General features: G+C 55.1%; 15 protein-coding genes. 12 read left to right on the top strand and 3 right to left on the bottom strand.

Features of this window, described 5'->3' with window-relative positions; genetic code table 11:
• The first annotated feature begins 346 nt into the window (after window positions 1-346).
• The 4 genes from ACT9TW_RS21540 to sixA all read left to right on the top strand — a co-directional run bounded on the left by ACT9TW_RS21540 (window position 347) and on the right by sixA (window position 4,989).
• On the top strand, window positions 347-631 hold the full coding sequence (locus ACT9TW_RS21540; protein ID WP_182061911.1) for a YfcZ/YiiS family protein: 285 nt from the start codon (window positions 347-349) through the stop codon (window positions 629-631).
• A 205-nt stretch (window positions 632-836) separates the two neighbouring features.
• The gene (fadI, locus tag ACT9TW_RS21535) at window positions 837-2,147 is read left to right on the top strand and encodes an acetyl-CoA C-acyltransferase FadI (RefSeq protein WP_446493644.1); all 1,311 of its coding nucleotides are present in this window, start codon (window positions 837-839) and stop codon (window positions 2,145-2,147) included.
• Window positions 2,147-4,294, top strand: a complete 2,148-nt coding sequence (gene fadJ, locus ACT9TW_RS21530; protein ID WP_446493643.1) for a fatty acid oxidation complex subunit alpha FadJ — start codon at window positions 2,147-2,149, stop codon at window positions 4,292-4,294. Before fadI ends, fadJ begins: the two co-directional genes overlap by 1 nt.
• A 209-nt stretch (window positions 4,295-4,503) precedes the next feature.
• Window positions 4,504-4,989 (top strand): phosphohistidine phosphatase SixA, encoded by a 486-nt coding sequence (sixA, locus tag ACT9TW_RS21525; RefSeq protein WP_182061908.1) that lies wholly within the window; start codon window positions 4,504-4,506, stop codon window positions 4,987-4,989.
• 37 nt (window positions 4,990-5,026) lie between these two features.
• Here sixA and smrB read toward each other — a convergent pair whose 3' ends face one another.
• Window positions 5,027-5,578 (bottom strand): endonuclease SmrB, encoded by a 552-nt coding sequence (gene smrB, locus ACT9TW_RS21520; protein WP_182061907.1) that lies wholly within the window; start codon window positions 5,576-5,578, stop codon window positions 5,027-5,029.
• A 145-nt stretch (window positions 5,579-5,723) separates the two neighbouring features.
• Here smrB and prmB point away from each other — a divergent pair, with 145 nt between their 5' ends.
• The 6 genes from prmB to ACT9TW_RS21490 are packed head-to-tail and all read left to right on the top strand — an operon-like array spanning window position 5,724 to window position 10,272.
• Window positions 5,724-6,656: a 50S ribosomal protein L3 N(5)-glutamine methyltransferase gene (prmB, locus tag ACT9TW_RS21515; RefSeq protein ID WP_182061906.1), complete on the top strand. Its 933-nt coding sequence runs from the start codon at window positions 5,724-5,726 to the stop codon at window positions 6,654-6,656.
• A gap of 60 nt (window positions 6,657-6,716) precedes the next feature.
• On the top strand, window positions 6,717-7,802 hold the full coding sequence (gene aroC, locus ACT9TW_RS21510; RefSeq protein ID WP_182061905.1) for a chorismate synthase: 1,086 nt from the start codon (window positions 6,717-6,719) through the stop codon (window positions 7,800-7,802).
• A 2-nt stretch (window positions 7,803-7,804) separates the two neighbouring features.
• Window positions 7,805-8,629 (top strand): penicillin-insensitive murein endopeptidase, encoded by an 825-nt coding sequence (gene mepA / locus ACT9TW_RS21505; protein ID WP_182061904.1) that lies wholly within the window; start codon window positions 7,805-7,807, stop codon window positions 8,627-8,629.
• Window positions 8,629-9,438 (top strand): sulfite exporter TauE/SafE family protein, encoded by an 810-nt coding sequence (locus ACT9TW_RS21500; protein WP_446493642.1) that lies wholly within the window; start codon window positions 8,629-8,631, stop codon window positions 9,436-9,438. The genes mepA and ACT9TW_RS21500 overlap by 1 nt, the downstream gene beginning before the upstream one ends.
• A complete protein-coding gene (locus ACT9TW_RS21495; RefSeq protein ID WP_182061902.1) occupies window positions 9,438-9,983 on the top strand; it encodes an elongation factor P hydroxylase in 546 nt (181 codons plus the stop codon). Before ACT9TW_RS21500 ends, ACT9TW_RS21495 begins: the two co-directional genes overlap by 1 nt.
• Window positions 9,984-9,996: 13 nt before the next feature.
• Window positions 9,997-10,272, top strand: coding sequence for a YfcL family protein (locus ACT9TW_RS21490; RefSeq protein WP_014071149.1), 276 nt, complete (start codon window positions 9,997-9,999; stop codon window positions 10,270-10,272).
• Between the two features lie 45 nt (window positions 10,273-10,317).
• Here ACT9TW_RS21490 and mnmC read toward each other — a convergent pair whose 3' ends face one another.
• On the bottom strand, window positions 10,318-12,318 hold the full coding sequence (mnmC, locus tag ACT9TW_RS21485) for a bifunctional tRNA (5-methylaminomethyl-2-thiouridine)(34)-methyltransferase MnmD/FAD-dependent 5-carboxymethylaminomethyl-2-thiouridine(34) oxidoreductase MnmC (protein WP_446493641.1): 2,001 nt from the start codon (window positions 12,316-12,318) through the stop codon (window positions 10,318-10,320).
• Between the two features lie 158 nt (window positions 12,319-12,476).
• Between mnmC and fabB the strand changes: the two genes are divergently transcribed.
• Both fabB and ACT9TW_RS21475 read left to right on the top strand, forming a co-directional pair.
• Complete coding sequence (gene fabB, locus ACT9TW_RS21480; protein WP_446493640.1) at window positions 12,477-13,694, top strand: beta-ketoacyl-ACP synthase I; 1,218 nt, start codon at window positions 12,477-12,479, stop codon at window positions 13,692-13,694.
• 68 nt (window positions 13,695-13,762) lie between these two features.
• Window positions 13,763-14,941: an arabinose transporter gene (locus ACT9TW_RS21475; protein WP_446493639.1), complete on the top strand. Its 1,179-nt coding sequence runs from the start codon at window positions 13,763-13,765 to the stop codon at window positions 14,939-14,941.
• A gap of 90 nt (window positions 14,942-15,031) precedes the next feature.
• Here the strand turns inward: ACT9TW_RS21475 and flk are convergent, their stop codons facing one another.
• Entirely contained in the window at window positions 15,032-16,036 is a 1,005-nt protein-coding gene (gene flk / locus ACT9TW_RS21470; protein ID WP_182061898.1) for a flagella biosynthesis regulator Flk, read from the bottom strand.
• Window positions 16,037-16,113 lie beyond the last annotated feature (77 nt).

The raw sequence follows: 16,113 nt of genomic DNA, 5'->3' as shown, positions 1-16,113 counted from the left end.
TATTCAAAAATTGTTACATACCGTAACAGGAGCGCGAAGTGTAGGGTCTGTGTTAAAACATACAAATCAGACCAGTGGCGTGAGTATAGGTCTGACCAGATGTGATGTTGCAAGTTTGTTTATTAAGTTTTTCCAATATGTTTCTTGAAACGAGATCTGCTTGGCAAAAATGTGACCATCGCATCTCATCCGAAAGGGTGATTTTTGTTTTAGATCATTTTTAAGCGTGATATTGGTCACTTATCCCATTTTGCGCCATTAACGGCTGGAGCACCTGGTCATCGGGGCGTAAAATATCGGCAACGTGTTTATCTCGCGCCCGGCGCGAATACAGAGGAAAGCTACTATGAGTAAATGCAGTGCTGATGAAACCCCGGTTTGCTGCTGTATGGATGTTGGTACCATCATGGACAACACCGATTGCACCGCGTCCTACAGCCGTGTGTTCGCTAACCGTGCCGACGCTGACGAAACCCTGGCAGCGCTGACTAAGCGTGCGCGTGATGTTGAGTCCGAACCGTGCGACATCAAATCGACCTTCAAAGAGGTTGAAGGCGGCGTGCAGCTGGATATCGATTTTGTATTCGCCTGTGAAGCAGAAACCCTGATCTTCCAGTTGGGTCTGCGCTAATCTCTGCGGTCTGATGCGTCCTCCCACAAGAGAGGGCGTAATAACTCGCACCATGCCTCTGCTTTGCAGGGGCATTTTCTTTTTCCTCTCTGTGTTTTAGCTCGCACTTTTTCGTTTCCCCGATTGGCTGAATGTAAAAAAATGGTTAAGACTGTTATCAGGTCAGACCACTTTGCGTTGAGCATGAATTTTACAGGGGAGTGTTATGAGTCAGGCATTACCGCTTATCACCCGACAAGGTGACCGCATCGCCATTGTCAGCGGGTTGCGCACGCCGTTTGCGCGTCAGGCAACGGCGTTTCACGGCATCCCGGCGGTCGATCTGGGAAAAATGGTGGTGGGAGAGATGCTGGCTCGCAGCGAAATACCACCTGAGGTCATTGAACAGCTGGTTTTCGGCCAGGTCGTGCAAATGCCGGAAGCGCCCAACATTGCGCGTGAAATTGTTCTGGGTACAGGCATGAACGTGCATACCGATGCTTATAGCGTCAGCCGCGCGTGTGCCACCAGTTTTCAGGCGGTTGCCAACGTGGCGGAAAGCCTGATGACCGGTACAATCCGCGCGGGAATTGCCGGCGGTGCCGACTCCTCTTCCGTACTGCCAATCGGGGTTAGTAAAAAGCTGGCCCGCATTCTGGTGGACGTCAATAAAGCCCGTACCACCGGGCAGCGACTCAAACTCTTCTCACGCCTGCGTTTACGCGACCTGATGCCTGTACCGCCCGCCGTGGCAGAGTATTCGACCGGTCTGCGCATGGGCGATACCGCCGAGCAGATGGCGAAAACCTATGGCATCACGCGTGAACAGCAGGATGCGTTGGCACACCGTTCGCACCAGCTCGCCGCAAAAGCCTGGTCTGAAGGCAAACTGGCCGACGAGGTGATGACCGCCTATGTTCCCCCTTACCGTGAACCGCTTGTGGAAGATAACAATATTCGTGGCACGTCGACGCTGGCGGATTATGCAAAACTACGCCCGGCATTTGATCGCAAACATGGCACCGTTACCGCCGCCAACAGTACGCCACTGACGGACGGCGCCGCCGCTGTGATCCTGATGACCGAATCCCGCGCCAGAGAGCTGGGCATAAAACCGCTGGGTTATCTGCGCAGCTACGCGTTTACGGCTATTGATGTCTGGCAGGATATGCTGTTAGGCCCTGCCTGGTCTACGCCACTGGCACTGGAGCGCGCCGGGTTAACGCTGGCTGATTTGACGCTCATTGATATGCACGAAGCCTTTGCCGCACAAACACTGGCAAACGTGCAGCTTCTGGCAAGCGACAGATTCGCACGTGAAGTTCTGGGGCGGGCAAACGCCACCGGTGAAGTGGACGAAAGCAAATTTAACGTATTGGGTGGCTCTATCGCTTACGGCCATCCTTTCGCGGCCACGGGCGCGCGAATGATAACCCAAACATTACATGAACTGCGTCGCCGCGGCGGCGGATTTGGGCTGGTCACCGCCTGTGCGGCGGGTGGGCTGGGTGCGGCAATGGTTGTGGAGGCTGAATAATGGACATGACATCGGCATTTACGCTGAATGTTCGCCCCGATAACGTCGCTGTTGTCACTATTGATGTTCCTGGCGAAAAGATGAATACCCTGAAGGCCGAGTTTGGTGTTCAGGTGCGGGCGATGTTAAAGCAGATCCGCGAAAATAAAGACCTTCGTGGGCTGGTCTTTATTTCGGCCAAATCAGATAACTTTATTGCCGGGGCGGATATCAACATGATCGCCCGTGCAAAAAGCGCCCAGGAGGCGGAAGACCTGGCGCGGCAGGGGCAGCAGGTGATGGCTGAGATCCACGCGTTGCCTGTTCCGGTGATTGCGGCTATTCACGGAGCGTGTCTCGGTGGCGGGCTGGAACTTGCCCTGGCCTGTCACAGCCGGATATGTACCGACGATGCGAAAACCGTTTTAGGCTTACCCGAAGTACAACTTGGACTGCTACCAGGATCGGGTGGCACGCAGCGTTTACCGCGACTTGTTGGCGTCAGTACGGCGCTGGAGATGATCTTAACCGGTAAACAACTTCGTGCGCGTCAGGCGTTGAGGTCGGGTCTGGTGGATGAGGTTGTGCCGCATTCGATATTGCTGGAAGCCGCAGTTGAGCGGGCGTTGAAAGGGCGCCAGGCCAAACGGCATCTGCCGGTACGCGAGCGTATCCTGGCGGGGCCACTTGGACGCGCGCTGCTTTTCAGTATGGTCGGTAAAAAAACAGAGCAAAAAGCGAAGGGCAATTACCCGGCAACCACACGCATTCTGGAGGTGATTGAAACCGGTCTGGCGCACGGCAGCAGCAGTGGATATGCCGCTGAGGCAAAGGCCTTTGGTGAACTGGCTATGACGCCGCAGTCTCAGTCGTTGCGTAGCATCTTCTTTGCCAGCACCGATGTTAAAAAAGATCCGGGCAGTGACGCAGAACCTGCATCTTTGCGCGCTGTGGGAATACTGGGTGGCGGGCTGATGGGCGGCGGTATTGCCTTTGTGACCGCCAGCAAGGGCAAATTGCCCGTGCGTATTAAAGACATCAATCCGAAAGGGATTAATCATGCGCTGCAATACAGCTGGCAGTTGCTTGATCAAAAGGTCAAACGGCGCCATATAAAGGCAAGTGAGCGAGACAAAACGCTGGCGCTGGTTTCGGGTGCGACTGACTATAGCGGTTTTGCCCATCGTGACCTTGTTATTGAAGCGGTATTTGAAGATTTAGCGCTGAAGCAAAAGATGGTGGCGGATGTCGAGCAGCATTGCGCACCCCATACCATCTTTGCCTCTAACACCTCATCGTTACCGATTGGTGATATTGCGATGCACGCGGCGCGTCCTGAACAGGTGATTGGCCTGCATTTCTTTAGCCCGGTCGAAAAAATGCCGCTGGTGGAAGTCATTCCACACGCCACGACCAGCCCGCAGACCATCGCAACCGTAGTGAAGCTTGCCAAAATGCAGGGCAAGACCCCGGTTGTGGTGGCCGATAAAGCCGGTTTTTACGTTAACCGTATTCTTGCGCCTTATATAAATGAGGCGATGCGGCTACTGACGGAAGGGGAGAAGATCGAACATGTAGACGAGGCACTGGTGAAGTTTGGTTTCCCGGTTGGCCCAATCCAACTTTTGGATGAGGTAGGAATAGATACCGGCACTAAAATTATACCAGTGCTGGAGGCCGCATATGGAGATCGTTTTAGCCCGCCTGCAAACATTGTTTCAGCAATATTGAAGGACGATCGCAAAGGCAGAAAAAATGAACGCGGTTTCTATCTTTACGTGCAGAAAGGGCGTAAAAGCAAGAAACAGGTCGACCCTTCGGTTTATGGGCTTATTTCAGCAACCGGGCAGGGAAAACTGTCGGCGGTTCAGTGTGCTGAACGCTGTGTGATGATGATGCTTAACGAAGCAGCGCGCTGCTTTGGCGAGCAGGTAATCAAAAGCGCACGCGATGGTGACATAGGTGCTGTTTTTGGTATCGGTTTCCCGCCGTTCCTTGGCGGCCCGTTCCGTTACATGGATACACTGGGAGCGGGTGAAGTGGTTGCCACTCTGCAACGTCTTGCCACGCAATTTGGTCCGCGGTTTACGCCCTGTGACGAATTATTGCAAATGGCGGAACGCGGCCAAACTTTTTGGTCTGCAAGGGAAACTGGCCTCGTAAGTTGAGGTCAAAGAAGGGTAAATCCTGAGTTGAGCGAACCTGTTTTGGCGAATTTGTAAACAAAGATTGACTATACTTACGCCATTGAGGTAAAAAACAGCGTTTCATTCACCGAATGGATCAGGCACAATGCCCGGCCACCAGGTTTTCTACCTCTATGGCATCATCCCAGGTAGTCAGCGCTGGTGATTCTGGTTAACAAAAGCGGTGCAATATGCAAGTTTTTATCATGCGTCACGGCGACGCGGCACTCGATGCCGCCAGTGACTCAGTACGTCCTTTGACCCTTTGTGGCTGCGACGAATCCCGTCAAATGGCTACCTGGCTTGAAGGTCAAAAAGTGGACATCGAACGTGTTCTGGTGAGTCCGTTCCTGCGTGCAGAACAGACCCTTGAAGTGGTGGGTGAGTGTATGATCCTGCCTTCCGACGTCGATGTTCTCCCAGAACTCACGCCGTGCGGCGATGTTGGCCTTGTGAGCGCGTATCTTCAGGCGCTGTGCAATGAGGGAGTCTCCTCTGCACTGGTCATTTCCCACCTGCCACTGGTTGGCTATCTGGTATCTGAACTGTGCCCGGGCGAAACGCCACCGATGTTTACGACTTCTGCCATTGCTAACGTCACACTCGACGAAACGGGCAAAGGGGTCTTTAACTGGCAAATGAGTCCGTGCAATCTGAAGATGGCGAAAGCTATTTGACCTGACTTGCATTCTGGCGGGGCCACCCGCCAGTCTGTCAGGGCAGTTCTGGTGGCTGCCACTCTTCCACTTCAATCAACACCAGTAATGCGGCATCTCCGCCGTACTCTTTTGGTGCCTGATGAAATGCCATCACGTGCGGGTGTTGGGCAAGCCATAACGGCGTTTGCTGCTTCAGGATATGTTTACCGTGGCCGTGCATCACGCAGGCACAAAAAACGTGTTCCCGACGGCACGCGGCAATTAATGCCCCCAGCTCTTGCTTCGCCTGCATCTGGGTTAACCCGTGCAGATCGAGAAACAGTTCCGGCGAATAATCTCCCCGACGTAATTTTTTCAGCTCAAAGTGGCTGACGTCTTCACGTACATACTTCACTGCGCCCTGGGTATTGAGCAGCGGCTGGAATTCATCCGAAAAATAGTGGCTGTTATCAGCCTGTTCCTGCAATAAACGTTTAACCGGTACTTCAGTGATTTTCTTACGAATCGGGCGTTGGACAATGGTGTCCTGCTTGATTTGACGCGTTCCGGTCATGAGCTGACGGAAGAGCGACTGATCCTCCTGGCTGAGCGTTGTTTTCTTTTTCATTAGCCTGTCTCATCTCTTATTTCCAATAGTGTACCTGACTAAACGCATTTTTTAACCTCAAGCAGTAAGCGTCATTGCTGATTTATCGCCGTCTTCATGGCAAACTAGCCGCCGAAAATTATGCGAGCGTGCCCTGGAGGAAAGAGTGGATAAAATATTTGTCGATGAAGCAGTAAACGAGCTGCATACCATACAGGACATGTTGCGCTGGTCGGTTAGCCGCTTCAGCGCCGCGAATATCTGGTACGGTCATGGTACCGATAACCCGTGGGATGAGGCTGTTCAGCTGGTGCTGCCGTCACTCTATCTGCCGCTGGATATCCCTGAAGACATGCGCAGTGCGCGCCTGACCTCCAGCGAAAAACATCGCATCGTTGAGCGCGTGATCCGTCGCGTTAACGAACGTATTCCTGTTGCCTATCTGACCAACAAAGCCTGGTTCTGTGGCCACGAATTCTATGTTGATGAACGTGTTCTGGTACCGCGCTCGCCGATCGGTGAGCTGATCAACAACCACTTCGATGGCCTGATTAATCACCAGCCGCAGCATATTCTGGACATGTGTACCGGCAGCGGTTGTATCGCTATTGCCTGTGCTTATGCCTTCCCGGAAGCGGAAGTGGATGCCGTGGATATCTCCACCGATGCGCTGGCCGTGACTGAACACAACATTGAAGAGCATGGGCTTATCCATCACGTTACGCCGATCCGCTCCGATCTGTTCCGCGATCTGCCTGTGCTCCAGTACGATCTGATCGTGACTAACCCGCCGTATGTAGATGCGGAAGACATGTCCGATCTGCCAAATGAGTATCGCCATGAGCCGGAACTGGGTCTGGCATCAGGCTCTGACGGCCTGAAGCTGACACGTCGCATTCTGGCCTGCGCGCCGGATTATCTGACCGACGATGGCGTTCTGATTTGTGAAGTCGGCAACAGCATGGTACATCTGATAGAGCAGTACCCGGATGTGCCGTTCACCTGGCTCGAGTTCGACAACGGCGGTGATGGCGTCTTTATGTTGACCAAAGCGCAGCTTCTCGACGCGCGTGAACACTTCAGCATTTACAAAGATTAATCCAGCGGGCTTCGGCCCGTTTCACAACGCTCAAACACAAATAACGACAGCGGAGCCGTGATGGCAGGAAACAGTATTGGACAATTATTCCGCGTGACCACCTTTGGTGAGTCGCACGGGCTGGCACTGGGTTGTATCGTTGATGGCGTCCCGCCAGGCATCGAGCTGACCGAAGCTGATTTACAGCACGACCTCGACCGTCGTCGCCCTGGCACCTCTCGCTACACCACGCAGCGTCGCGAGCCGGACCAGGTCAAAATTCTCTCTGGCGTGTTCGAAGGCCGTACCACCGGTACCAGCATTGGCTTGCTGATTGAAAACACCGATCAGCGTTCGCAGGACTACGGTGCCATCAAAGACGTCTTCCGTCCGGGTCATGCTGACTATACCTACGAGCAAAAATACGGTTTTCGTGATTATCGCGGTGGCGGTCGTTCTTCCGCGCGTGAAACTGCCATGCGTGTAGCCGCAGGCGCGATCGCGAAAAAATACCTGGCGCAAAAATTTGGCATCGTTATCCGCGGTTGTCTGACCCAGATGGGCGACATTCCGCTGGCGATTAAAGACTGGGACCAGGTTGAACAAAACCCGTTCTTCTGCGCCGATGCCGATAAGCTGGAGGCTTTGGACGAACTGATGCGTGGCCTGAAGAAAGAGGGCGACTCCATCGGTGCCAAAGTGACCGTTGTGGCAGATGGTGTTCCCGCAGGCTGGGGCGAGCCGGTCTTTGACCGTCTTGACGCTGATATTGCCCACGCGATGATGAGCATCAATGCGGTGAAAGGTGTTGAGATTGGCGACGGTTTTGGCGTGATTCAGCTTCGTGGTAGCCAGAACCGTGACGAAATTACCAAAGACGGTTTCCAGAGCAACCACGCGGGCGGTATTCTTGGCGGGATCAGCAGCGGGCAACAGATTGTCGCTAACATCGCACTGAAACCAACCTCCAGCATTACCGTACCGGGTCATACGATTAACCGCTCTGGTGAAGAAGTCGAGATGATCACGAAAGGCCGTCATGATCCGTGCGTGGGGATCCGCGCAGTGCCGATTGCTGAAGCGATGCTGGCGATTGTGCTGATGGATCACTTCCTGCGCCAGCGCGCGCAGAATGCGGATGTGACGACCACCATTCCACGCTGGTAAACATGAAAAAAACCGCAATTGCTCTGCTGGCGTTACTCGCCAGTGGAGCCAGTCTGGCTGCTACACCGTGGCAAAAAATCAGCCATCCGGTAGCGGGGAGTGCGCAGTCTATTGGTGCATTTTCGAACGGCTGTATCGTTGGCGCACAAGAGTTGCCGCTGCAATCAGACACCTATCAGGTGATGCGCACTGACCAGCGCCGCTATTTTGGTCACCCGGACCTGGTGCTGTTTATTCAGCGTCTGGGCAACCAGGTGCACAATCTGGGGCTGGGGACCATGCTCATCGGCGATATGGGAATGCCTGCCGGTGGGCGTTTCAACAGTGGACACGCCAGCCACCAGACCGGACTGGATGTCGATATCTTCTTGCAACTGCCGAAAGCGCGCTGGAGTTCCTCACAACTACTGAAACCGCAGGCGCTGGATCTGGTCGCGGGCGACGGTAAAAACGTTGTGCCCTCACTTTGGTCGCAGGATGTCTCCAGCATGATCAAGCTGGCGGCGAAAGATAACGACGTCACGCGGATTTTTGTGAACCCGGCCATTAAACAGCAGCTCTGCCAGGATGCCGGCACCGATCGCGACTGGCTGCGCAAAGTGCGCCCGTGGTTCCAGCATCGTGCGCATATGCACGTTCGTCTGCGTTGCCCGGCAAACAGTCTTGAATGCGAAGATCAGCCGTTACCGCCGCCAGGCGATGGCTGTGGCGCGGAACTGCAAAGCTGGTTTGAACCTGCAAAACCTGGAACCTCTAAGCCTGAGAAGAAGACACCGCCTCCGTTGCCGCCTTCCTGCCAGGCGCTACTGGATGAGCATGTACTCTAATGGATAATTTCGTCGATCTTTTTATGGTGTCACCCACGCTGCTGGTGGTGCTGTTTTTTGTCGCTATGTTAGCCGGATTTATTGATGCGCTGGCGGGTGGGGGCGGTTTGCTGACTGTTCCGGCCCTGCTGGCCGCTGGCATGAACCCTGCACAGGCCCTGGCAACCAATAAGCTTCAGGCTTGTGGCGGGTCTCTGTCCGCATCGCTCTATTTTATCCGCCGTAAGGTGGTTAATCTTGCCGATCAGAAACTGAATATCCTGATGACCTTTATCGGCTCTACGTCTGGCGCACTGCTTGTTCAGCATGTGCAGTCCGACATTTTGCGTCAGATCCTGCCCATCCTGGTTATCTGTATTGGCCTGTACTTTTTACTGATGCCACGGCTTGGCGAAGAAGACAGACAGCGTCGCCTGCATGGTTTGCCGTTTGCACTGATCGCGGGTGGTTGCGTCGGTTTTTACGATGGCTTCTTCGGGCCAGGTGCAGGTTCATTTTATGCCTTAGCGTTTGTGACGCTGGCCGGGTTTAACCTCGCCAAATCGACTGCTCATGCCAAAGTACTCAATGCGACCTCCAACGTAGGCGGCTTGCTGTTGTTCATCATTGGCGGAAAAGTTATCTGGGCGACCGGGTTTGTGATGATGGCGGGGCAATTTTTGGGTGCGCGAGCAGGCTCGCGTCTGGTGTTAAGCAAAGGGCAGAAACTGATCCGTCCGATGATTGTTGTGGTGTCGGCGGTGATGAGTTCCAAGCTTCTTTATGATAGCCATGGACAGGAGATCCTCCACTGGTTGGGGATGAACTAATGGACAGTAAGCATAATTACGAACAGCTGATTGAGATCTTTGATGGCTGTTTTGCCGCTGATTTTAATACACGTCTGATTAAAGGCGACGACGAACCGATCTATCTTCCTGCTGATGCAGAGATCCCGTACAACCGAATTGTGTTTGCGCACGGCTTTTATGCCAGCGGGATGCATGAGATCTCTCACTGGTGTATTGCGGGAAAAGCGCGTCGTGAGCTGGTGGACTTCGGCTACTGGTACTGCCCGGACGGACGCGACGCCGCGACCCAGGGGCAGTTTGAAGACGTAGAAGTGAAACCGCAGGCGCTGGAATGGTTGCTGTGCGTAGCGGCAGGATTTCCGTTTAATGTCAGCTGTGACAACCTCGAAGGTGACTTCGAGCCGGACCGCATTGTCTTCCAGCGCCGTGTGCATGCGCAGGTGATGGAATATCTTGAAAAAGGGATCCCGGCACGTCCGGCGACTCTCATCAGGGCTTTACAGAATTATTACCACACGCCGGAGATGACGGCGGATTGCTTCCCGTGGCCGGAAGATCTTTAACTGAGGAAATAAGATGATCGCAGAATTTGAATCACGCATTCTGGCGTTAATTGATGACATGGTGGAACACGCCAGTGATGATGAGCTGTTCGCCAGCGGTTATCTGCGTGGTCACCTGACGCTGGCGGTTGCCGAGCTGGAAGCAGGGGACGATCACTCTGCTGAAGCCGTGCATCAGGAAGTGACTCGCAGCCTTGAGAAAGCCATTCAGGCGGGTGAACTCTCCCCGCGCGACCAGACGCTAGTGTTGGGTATGTGGGACACGTTGTTCCAGCAGGCCAAACGTTAAGTCGTGGATCCCCTCTCCCTGTGGGAGAGGGCACCAGACCGCACCTTACTTAACCATCTTTCCCTTCAGCAGTTTTCTCACCCACAAGCGATTTGGATTGAGCCCCGCCAGCGTAACCCTGTCCAGCGGAATCGGCTCATCGCTCATCTGCGCGGCCAGTACTTCTGCCAGCAGCGGCGCAGAACACAGCCCGCGAGATCCCAGGCCGCCCAGCATAAACAGCTCTGGATATACCGGCGCATTGGCTGCCGATGCCTTGTTTTCAGCAAGATCCTGATAGGTTTCAAGCGTTGCTTCAAAGTCCGGCACATTGCCCACCATTGGCAGATGATCGCGGGTAGCGCAGCGCACGCCGCAGCGCGCTTCTCCGGCGCTGATGTCCACCTCTTTCGCCCAGCCAGCCTGCGGGAAGCAGTCAATCAGGCGCTGACGATTTTGGTGCTGGTCTTCTTCGCTGTAATGCATCTCCGTCGCGCCACGATGGTAGCTGGCACCGATGCAGTGATGCCCGTTAGACGGGTTTTGCGGTGTCAGATAGCCGTCATAGCACAGTACCTGGCGCAGTTTGCTCAGTTCAGGCGCTGCGGGAATATGGCTGACCTGACCGCCGACCGGATAGAGCGGCAGGTTTTTCGTCTGGCTAAACTGGTTGATGTGGTGCCCGTTCGCCAGCACCACGCTGGCATGTTGCGCGTGCTCACCCTGGGTAAAGTGCAGGGACCATTGCTCGTCGTCCCGGCTCAATGACGCAATCTCACGGGAGTAGTGCACCGTCAATCCGCGTGACTGGGCAAGGCTGATTGCCGCAGTGGTCAGTTCTGCCGGGCATAGCCAGCCGCCATGCGGATACTGAATGCCATCGCAGCCAGTTTCGAGGCCGGTGCTTTCCAGGACCTGTTGCGCCGTTACCGGGCGGGCTATCTCGGGTGGTAATTCCAGAGAGAGCATTTGCATGATTTTTTGCTGGCTCTTTTCATCCCATCCGAGTTGCGTGACGCCGCACCAGTCATGATCGAATGACACCGGCAGGTTGTCGTACAGGCGGCGGGCAAAGGTGAATGCCGCCGGGAAGAACTGGCTCAGCGCTGGATCGTGTGCGCTCAACAGCGGGTAGAGCGCGCCCTGACGATTACCCGATGCGCCTGTTGCCGGGGCGTCGTCAGCGCAGTAAAGCGTCACTTTCCAGCCCCGATGCAAAAGCGCGAGAGAGAGCAGGGCGCTGGCAATGCCCCCGCCAATAATTGCAGTCTCACGGGATGTGCTGGCGCAACGGGCAAACCAGGGGGCCTGAGCGTGTTGCTCCAGAGTTTGCTCCATCACGCCCGTCAGCATTTCACGTTTGCGGCCAAATCCTTTGGTTTTCTGCATGGTAAAGCCTGCTTCCTGTAACCCGCGGCGGACAAAACCTGCTGAGGTGAAGGTAGCAAGCGTTGCACCTGGGCGTGCCAGTCGCGCCATTGCCATAAACAGATGCTGGCTCCACATATCCGGGTTTTTGGCGGGAGCGAAACCATCCAGGAACCAGGCGTCCACTTTCTGATTATGTGTATCGTCGAGCTTATCGGTCAGGTCGTTGATATCGCCAAGCCATAAATCCAGCGTCACGCGCCCGCCGTCAAGCCACAGGCGATGGCAGCCGCCAACGGCCGGTGGCCACTGCGCCTGAAGCTGCCCGGCCCAGTGGGCAAGTTCTGGCCAGCGCTGATGCGCGAGCGCCAGATCGTGCGCGGTCAGCGGAAATTTTTCGAAACTGATGAAATGTAATCTTTGTAGCGTATCCTCAGGATGCGTCGCGTGAAACTGGTCAAACGCCTGCCAGAGGGTGAGGAAATTAAGCCCGGTACCAAAACCACTTTCCGCTACCACAAACTGGCTGCGCGGATGCGAAGGGAAGCGATCGGGAAGCTGGTTTCCGCCCAGGAAAACATACCGGGTTTCCTCGAGTCCATTATCATTAGAAAAATAGACATCATCAAAATCTCGGGAAACAGGTGTACCCTCAGCGTTGAATTCGAGGTTGGCGGGTTGTATGGCATTTTGTTTCACGTAAGTTACTCGTCTGGCAGGCAGTGGCACGATCTTAACGATGTGAGCCCATCGGCGCAAATTTCCGCAGAAATTGGCTGATCGGACTTGTTCGGCGTACAAGTGTACGCTATTGTGCGACTCGAAACTTAATATAGTGCGACTTACAGAGGTATTGAATGAAACGTGCAGTGATTACTGGCCTGGGCATCGTTTCCAGCATCGGTAATAACCAGCAGGAAGTCCTGGCATCTCTGCGTGAAGGACGCTCCGGGATCACTTTCTCTGAAGAGTTTAAAGATTCGGGAATGCGTAGCCACGTATGGGGTAACGTCAAACTGGACACCACCGGTTTGATCGACCGTAAAGTGGTTCGTTTCATGAACGATGCCTCTATTTACGCCTATCTTTCTATGAAGGAAGCCATTGCTGACGCCGGTCTGAGCGAAGAAGTTTACCAGAACAACCCGCGTGTTGGTCTGATTGCAGGCTCCGGTGGTTCTTCTAAAGCCCAGGTATTTGGTGCTGACGCGATGCGTAGCCCGCGCGGCCTGAAAGCTGTGGGTCCTTACGTTGTGACCAAAGCAATGGGTTCAGCGGTTTCCGCGTGCCTGGCAACGCCGTTCAAAATCCACGGCGTGAACTACTCCATCAGCTCCGCTTGTGCGACTTCCGCGCACTGTATCGGTAATGCGGTTGAGCAGATCCAGTTGGGCAAACAGGACATCGTATTTGCTGGCGGCGGCGAAGAGCTGGGCTGGGAAATGGCCTGTGAGTTCGATGCGATGGGCGCACTGTCCACCAAATACAACGAAACGCCAGACAAAGCTTCCCGTACCTATGATGCGAACCGTGACGGTTTCGTTATCGCTGGCGGTGGCGGTATGGTTGTGGTTGAAGAGCTGGAACACGCTCTGGCTCGTGGTGCTCACATCTATGCTGAAATCGTGGGTTACGGCGCAACGTCTGACGGTGCCGACATGGTTGCACCATCTGGCGAAGGCGCAGTGCGCTGCATGAAGATGGCAATGCATGGCGTTGATACCCCAATCGACTACCTGAACTCCCACGGTACTTCTACTCCGGTAGGCGACGTGAAAGAGCTGGGTGCGATCCGTGAAGTGTTTGGCGACAACGGCCCGGCAATCTCTGCAACCAAAGCGATGACCGGTCACTCTCTGGGTGCGGCTGGCGTGCAGGAAGCCATCTACTCTGTGCTGATGCTGGAAAACGGCTTTATCGCCCCAAGCATCAACGTGGAAGAGCTGGATGAGCAGGCTGCTGGCCTGAACATCGTAACCAAACCAACTGAAGCGACACTGACTACCGTAATGTCCAACAGCTTTGGTTTCGGCGGCACAAACGCCACCCTGGTTATGCGTAAGCTGAAAGCATAAGTTTTTGAATGTATAGTAGAAGGGAGCCTGATGGCTCCCTTTTTTTATGCCTGAACATGGAGTTATGCATGACGGCCGTTACCTCAGCAAAAAATGCCTCCTCCGGGAACGTGTCTCTGTTTCGCATCGCCTTTGCAGTATTCCTGACCTACATGACCGTTGGCCTGCCGCTACCGGTGATCCCGCTGTTCGTTCATCAGGAACTGGGCTATGGCAACACCATGGTCGGCATTGCCGTCGGTATCCAGTTTTTAGCCACGGTATTAACGCGTGGTTATGCCGGACGTCTGGCCGATCAGCACGGGGCTAAACGTTCTGCGCTACAGGGCATGTTCGCCTGCGGGCTGGCAGGTGGTGCCTGGCTAGTGGCGGCACTCCTGCCTGTGGAGCCCATGTACAAATTTGCGCTGTTGATTGTGGGGCGTCTGATTCTGGGGTTTGGTGAAAGCCAGCTCCTGACCGGCACCCTGACCTGGGGAATGGGGCTGGTTGGCCCGGCGCGTTCGGGTAAAGTGATGTCCTGGAACGGGATGGCCATTTATGGCGCACTGGCTGCGGGGGCACCATTAGGGCTGCTGATCAACAGTCAGTTTGGTTTTGCAGCGCTGGCGGGTACGACCATGGTGCTGCCACTGCTGGCGTGGGGGTTCAACGGTTCGGTGCGTAAAGTGCCTGCTCATAAAGGTGAACGTCCGTCCCTGTGGAGTGTGGTCGGGAAAATCTGGCAACCCGGGCTAGGATTAGCCTTGCAGGGCGTCGGCTTTGCAGTGATTGGCACGTTTGTCTCGCTTTACTTTATGAGCCGTGGCTGGGCGATGGCCGGTTTTACCCTGACGGCCTTTGGTGGTGCCTTTGTGCTGATGCGCGTACTGTTCGGCTGGATGCCGGATCGCTTCGGTGGGGTGAAAGTGGCGGTGGTATCGCTGGTGATTGAGGCCATCGGTCTGGTCATGCTCTGGCAGGCACCTGTGGCGTCTGTTGCTCTGCTTGGCGCGGCTTTGACCGGCTGCGGTTGCTCGCTTATTTTCCCGGCGCTCGGCGTCGAGGTGGTTAAACGTGTTCAGCCGCAGGTCAGAGGGACTGCTCTTGGCGGTTATGCCGCGTTTCAGGATATCTCCTACGGGGTGACCGGACCACTGGCGGGAGTGCTTGCCACATCCTTTGGTTATCCGTCCGTCTTCCTGGCAGGTGCGGTATCCGCGGTTGTTGGGATCGTGGTGACACTGGTGGCGTTTCGCAGGTCTTGAGCCATTGTTGCCGGGTGGCAGCTGCGCCTTACCCGGCCTACGGTTCGAGTCGTTGTAGGCCCGCTAAACGAAGCGCCACCGGGCAAAACATCACGCAACCAGCCAGAAAATCGCCAGTGCCACCAACAGCGCAATAAACATCAACCCAGGGCGGGCAGACAAGGTTCTGAACGTCTCCACTACCGGCGCAAACAGCGGGCTGTAGATCGGCTGAATGTTGCGCGCTTCAGGTATACCGCCTTCGCGTTCTGCGCGGCGGACAAAGATCTGATTCAGCAAATCCTGCACCTGCGGCGTGGTTAGTATCGTTTGCGGCGTTGCCTGCCAGGTCTGTTGGGCGTAATCCTGAACAGCCTCAAACTCATGCGGCTCAAGCGGTTGTTTTAGTGCTGCCTGTAACGTATGCAGGGTCGGGGCGCTCTGGGTGCTGAGTGTCTGGCGCGCCTGGAGCCACGTAACCAGATGGGTAAACTGTTTTGCCGGGATCATCTCTCCGGCTTTCACACCAGAAAGTTCCAGCATCGATTGCCAGATTAGCTTCGTCGGTTCGCCCGTCGCGGCCGCCAGTTTTGTCACCATTTGCTTAAGCGTATTGTGCTCTGCGGGCAGTAGCGGGCGTTCGGTCGCCGGGCGCTGCTGCGGCTGAGGGATAGCAAGCTGATTGGTTTGCAAAAGCGTCAGCACGGTCTTTAACTGTTCTGGTGTGAGCTGGCTGAGCGCGGTCTGGCCGTACTGCTGGCGAATGAAATCGCTCGCCGCCTGGCGGTTATTGCCCTGGCCCAACAGCTCAGTCAACTGCGCAATAATCTGGCGAGTATTGTGGTTAAGTTGTGCCGAATTCAGGCGCTGATTCAGGTTTTGCTCTGCAGCAGGGAAGTGACGCGACTGGAGCTGCGCGTCGTTTCTTATTCCTAAATCATGCTTCACCCCGGCCCATACCTCTGCGTTTTGCTGCGAAGTGAGGGCTATCAGGCGTGTTATCAGGCGCTCCAGCACGGTACGCTGTTGCGTGGATAGCGGTTGTTCACCTGCGACATTGGGGGTTACGGGGCCTTCACCGGGAGGGCGCGGCGGCGTACCTGAAATGGGCTGCATCGTCAAAAATCCTTAAAGTCAAAACTCTGCCTAAACCAGGGTTTCGTGTATGCCTGGCGGCAAGATTATGGCACACT

Source organism: Enterobacter sp. C4G1, assembly GCF_052886895.1.
The sequence above is the reverse complement of the archived record's forward strand: the minus strand, read 5'-3'. Positions and strand labels throughout refer to the sequence as shown.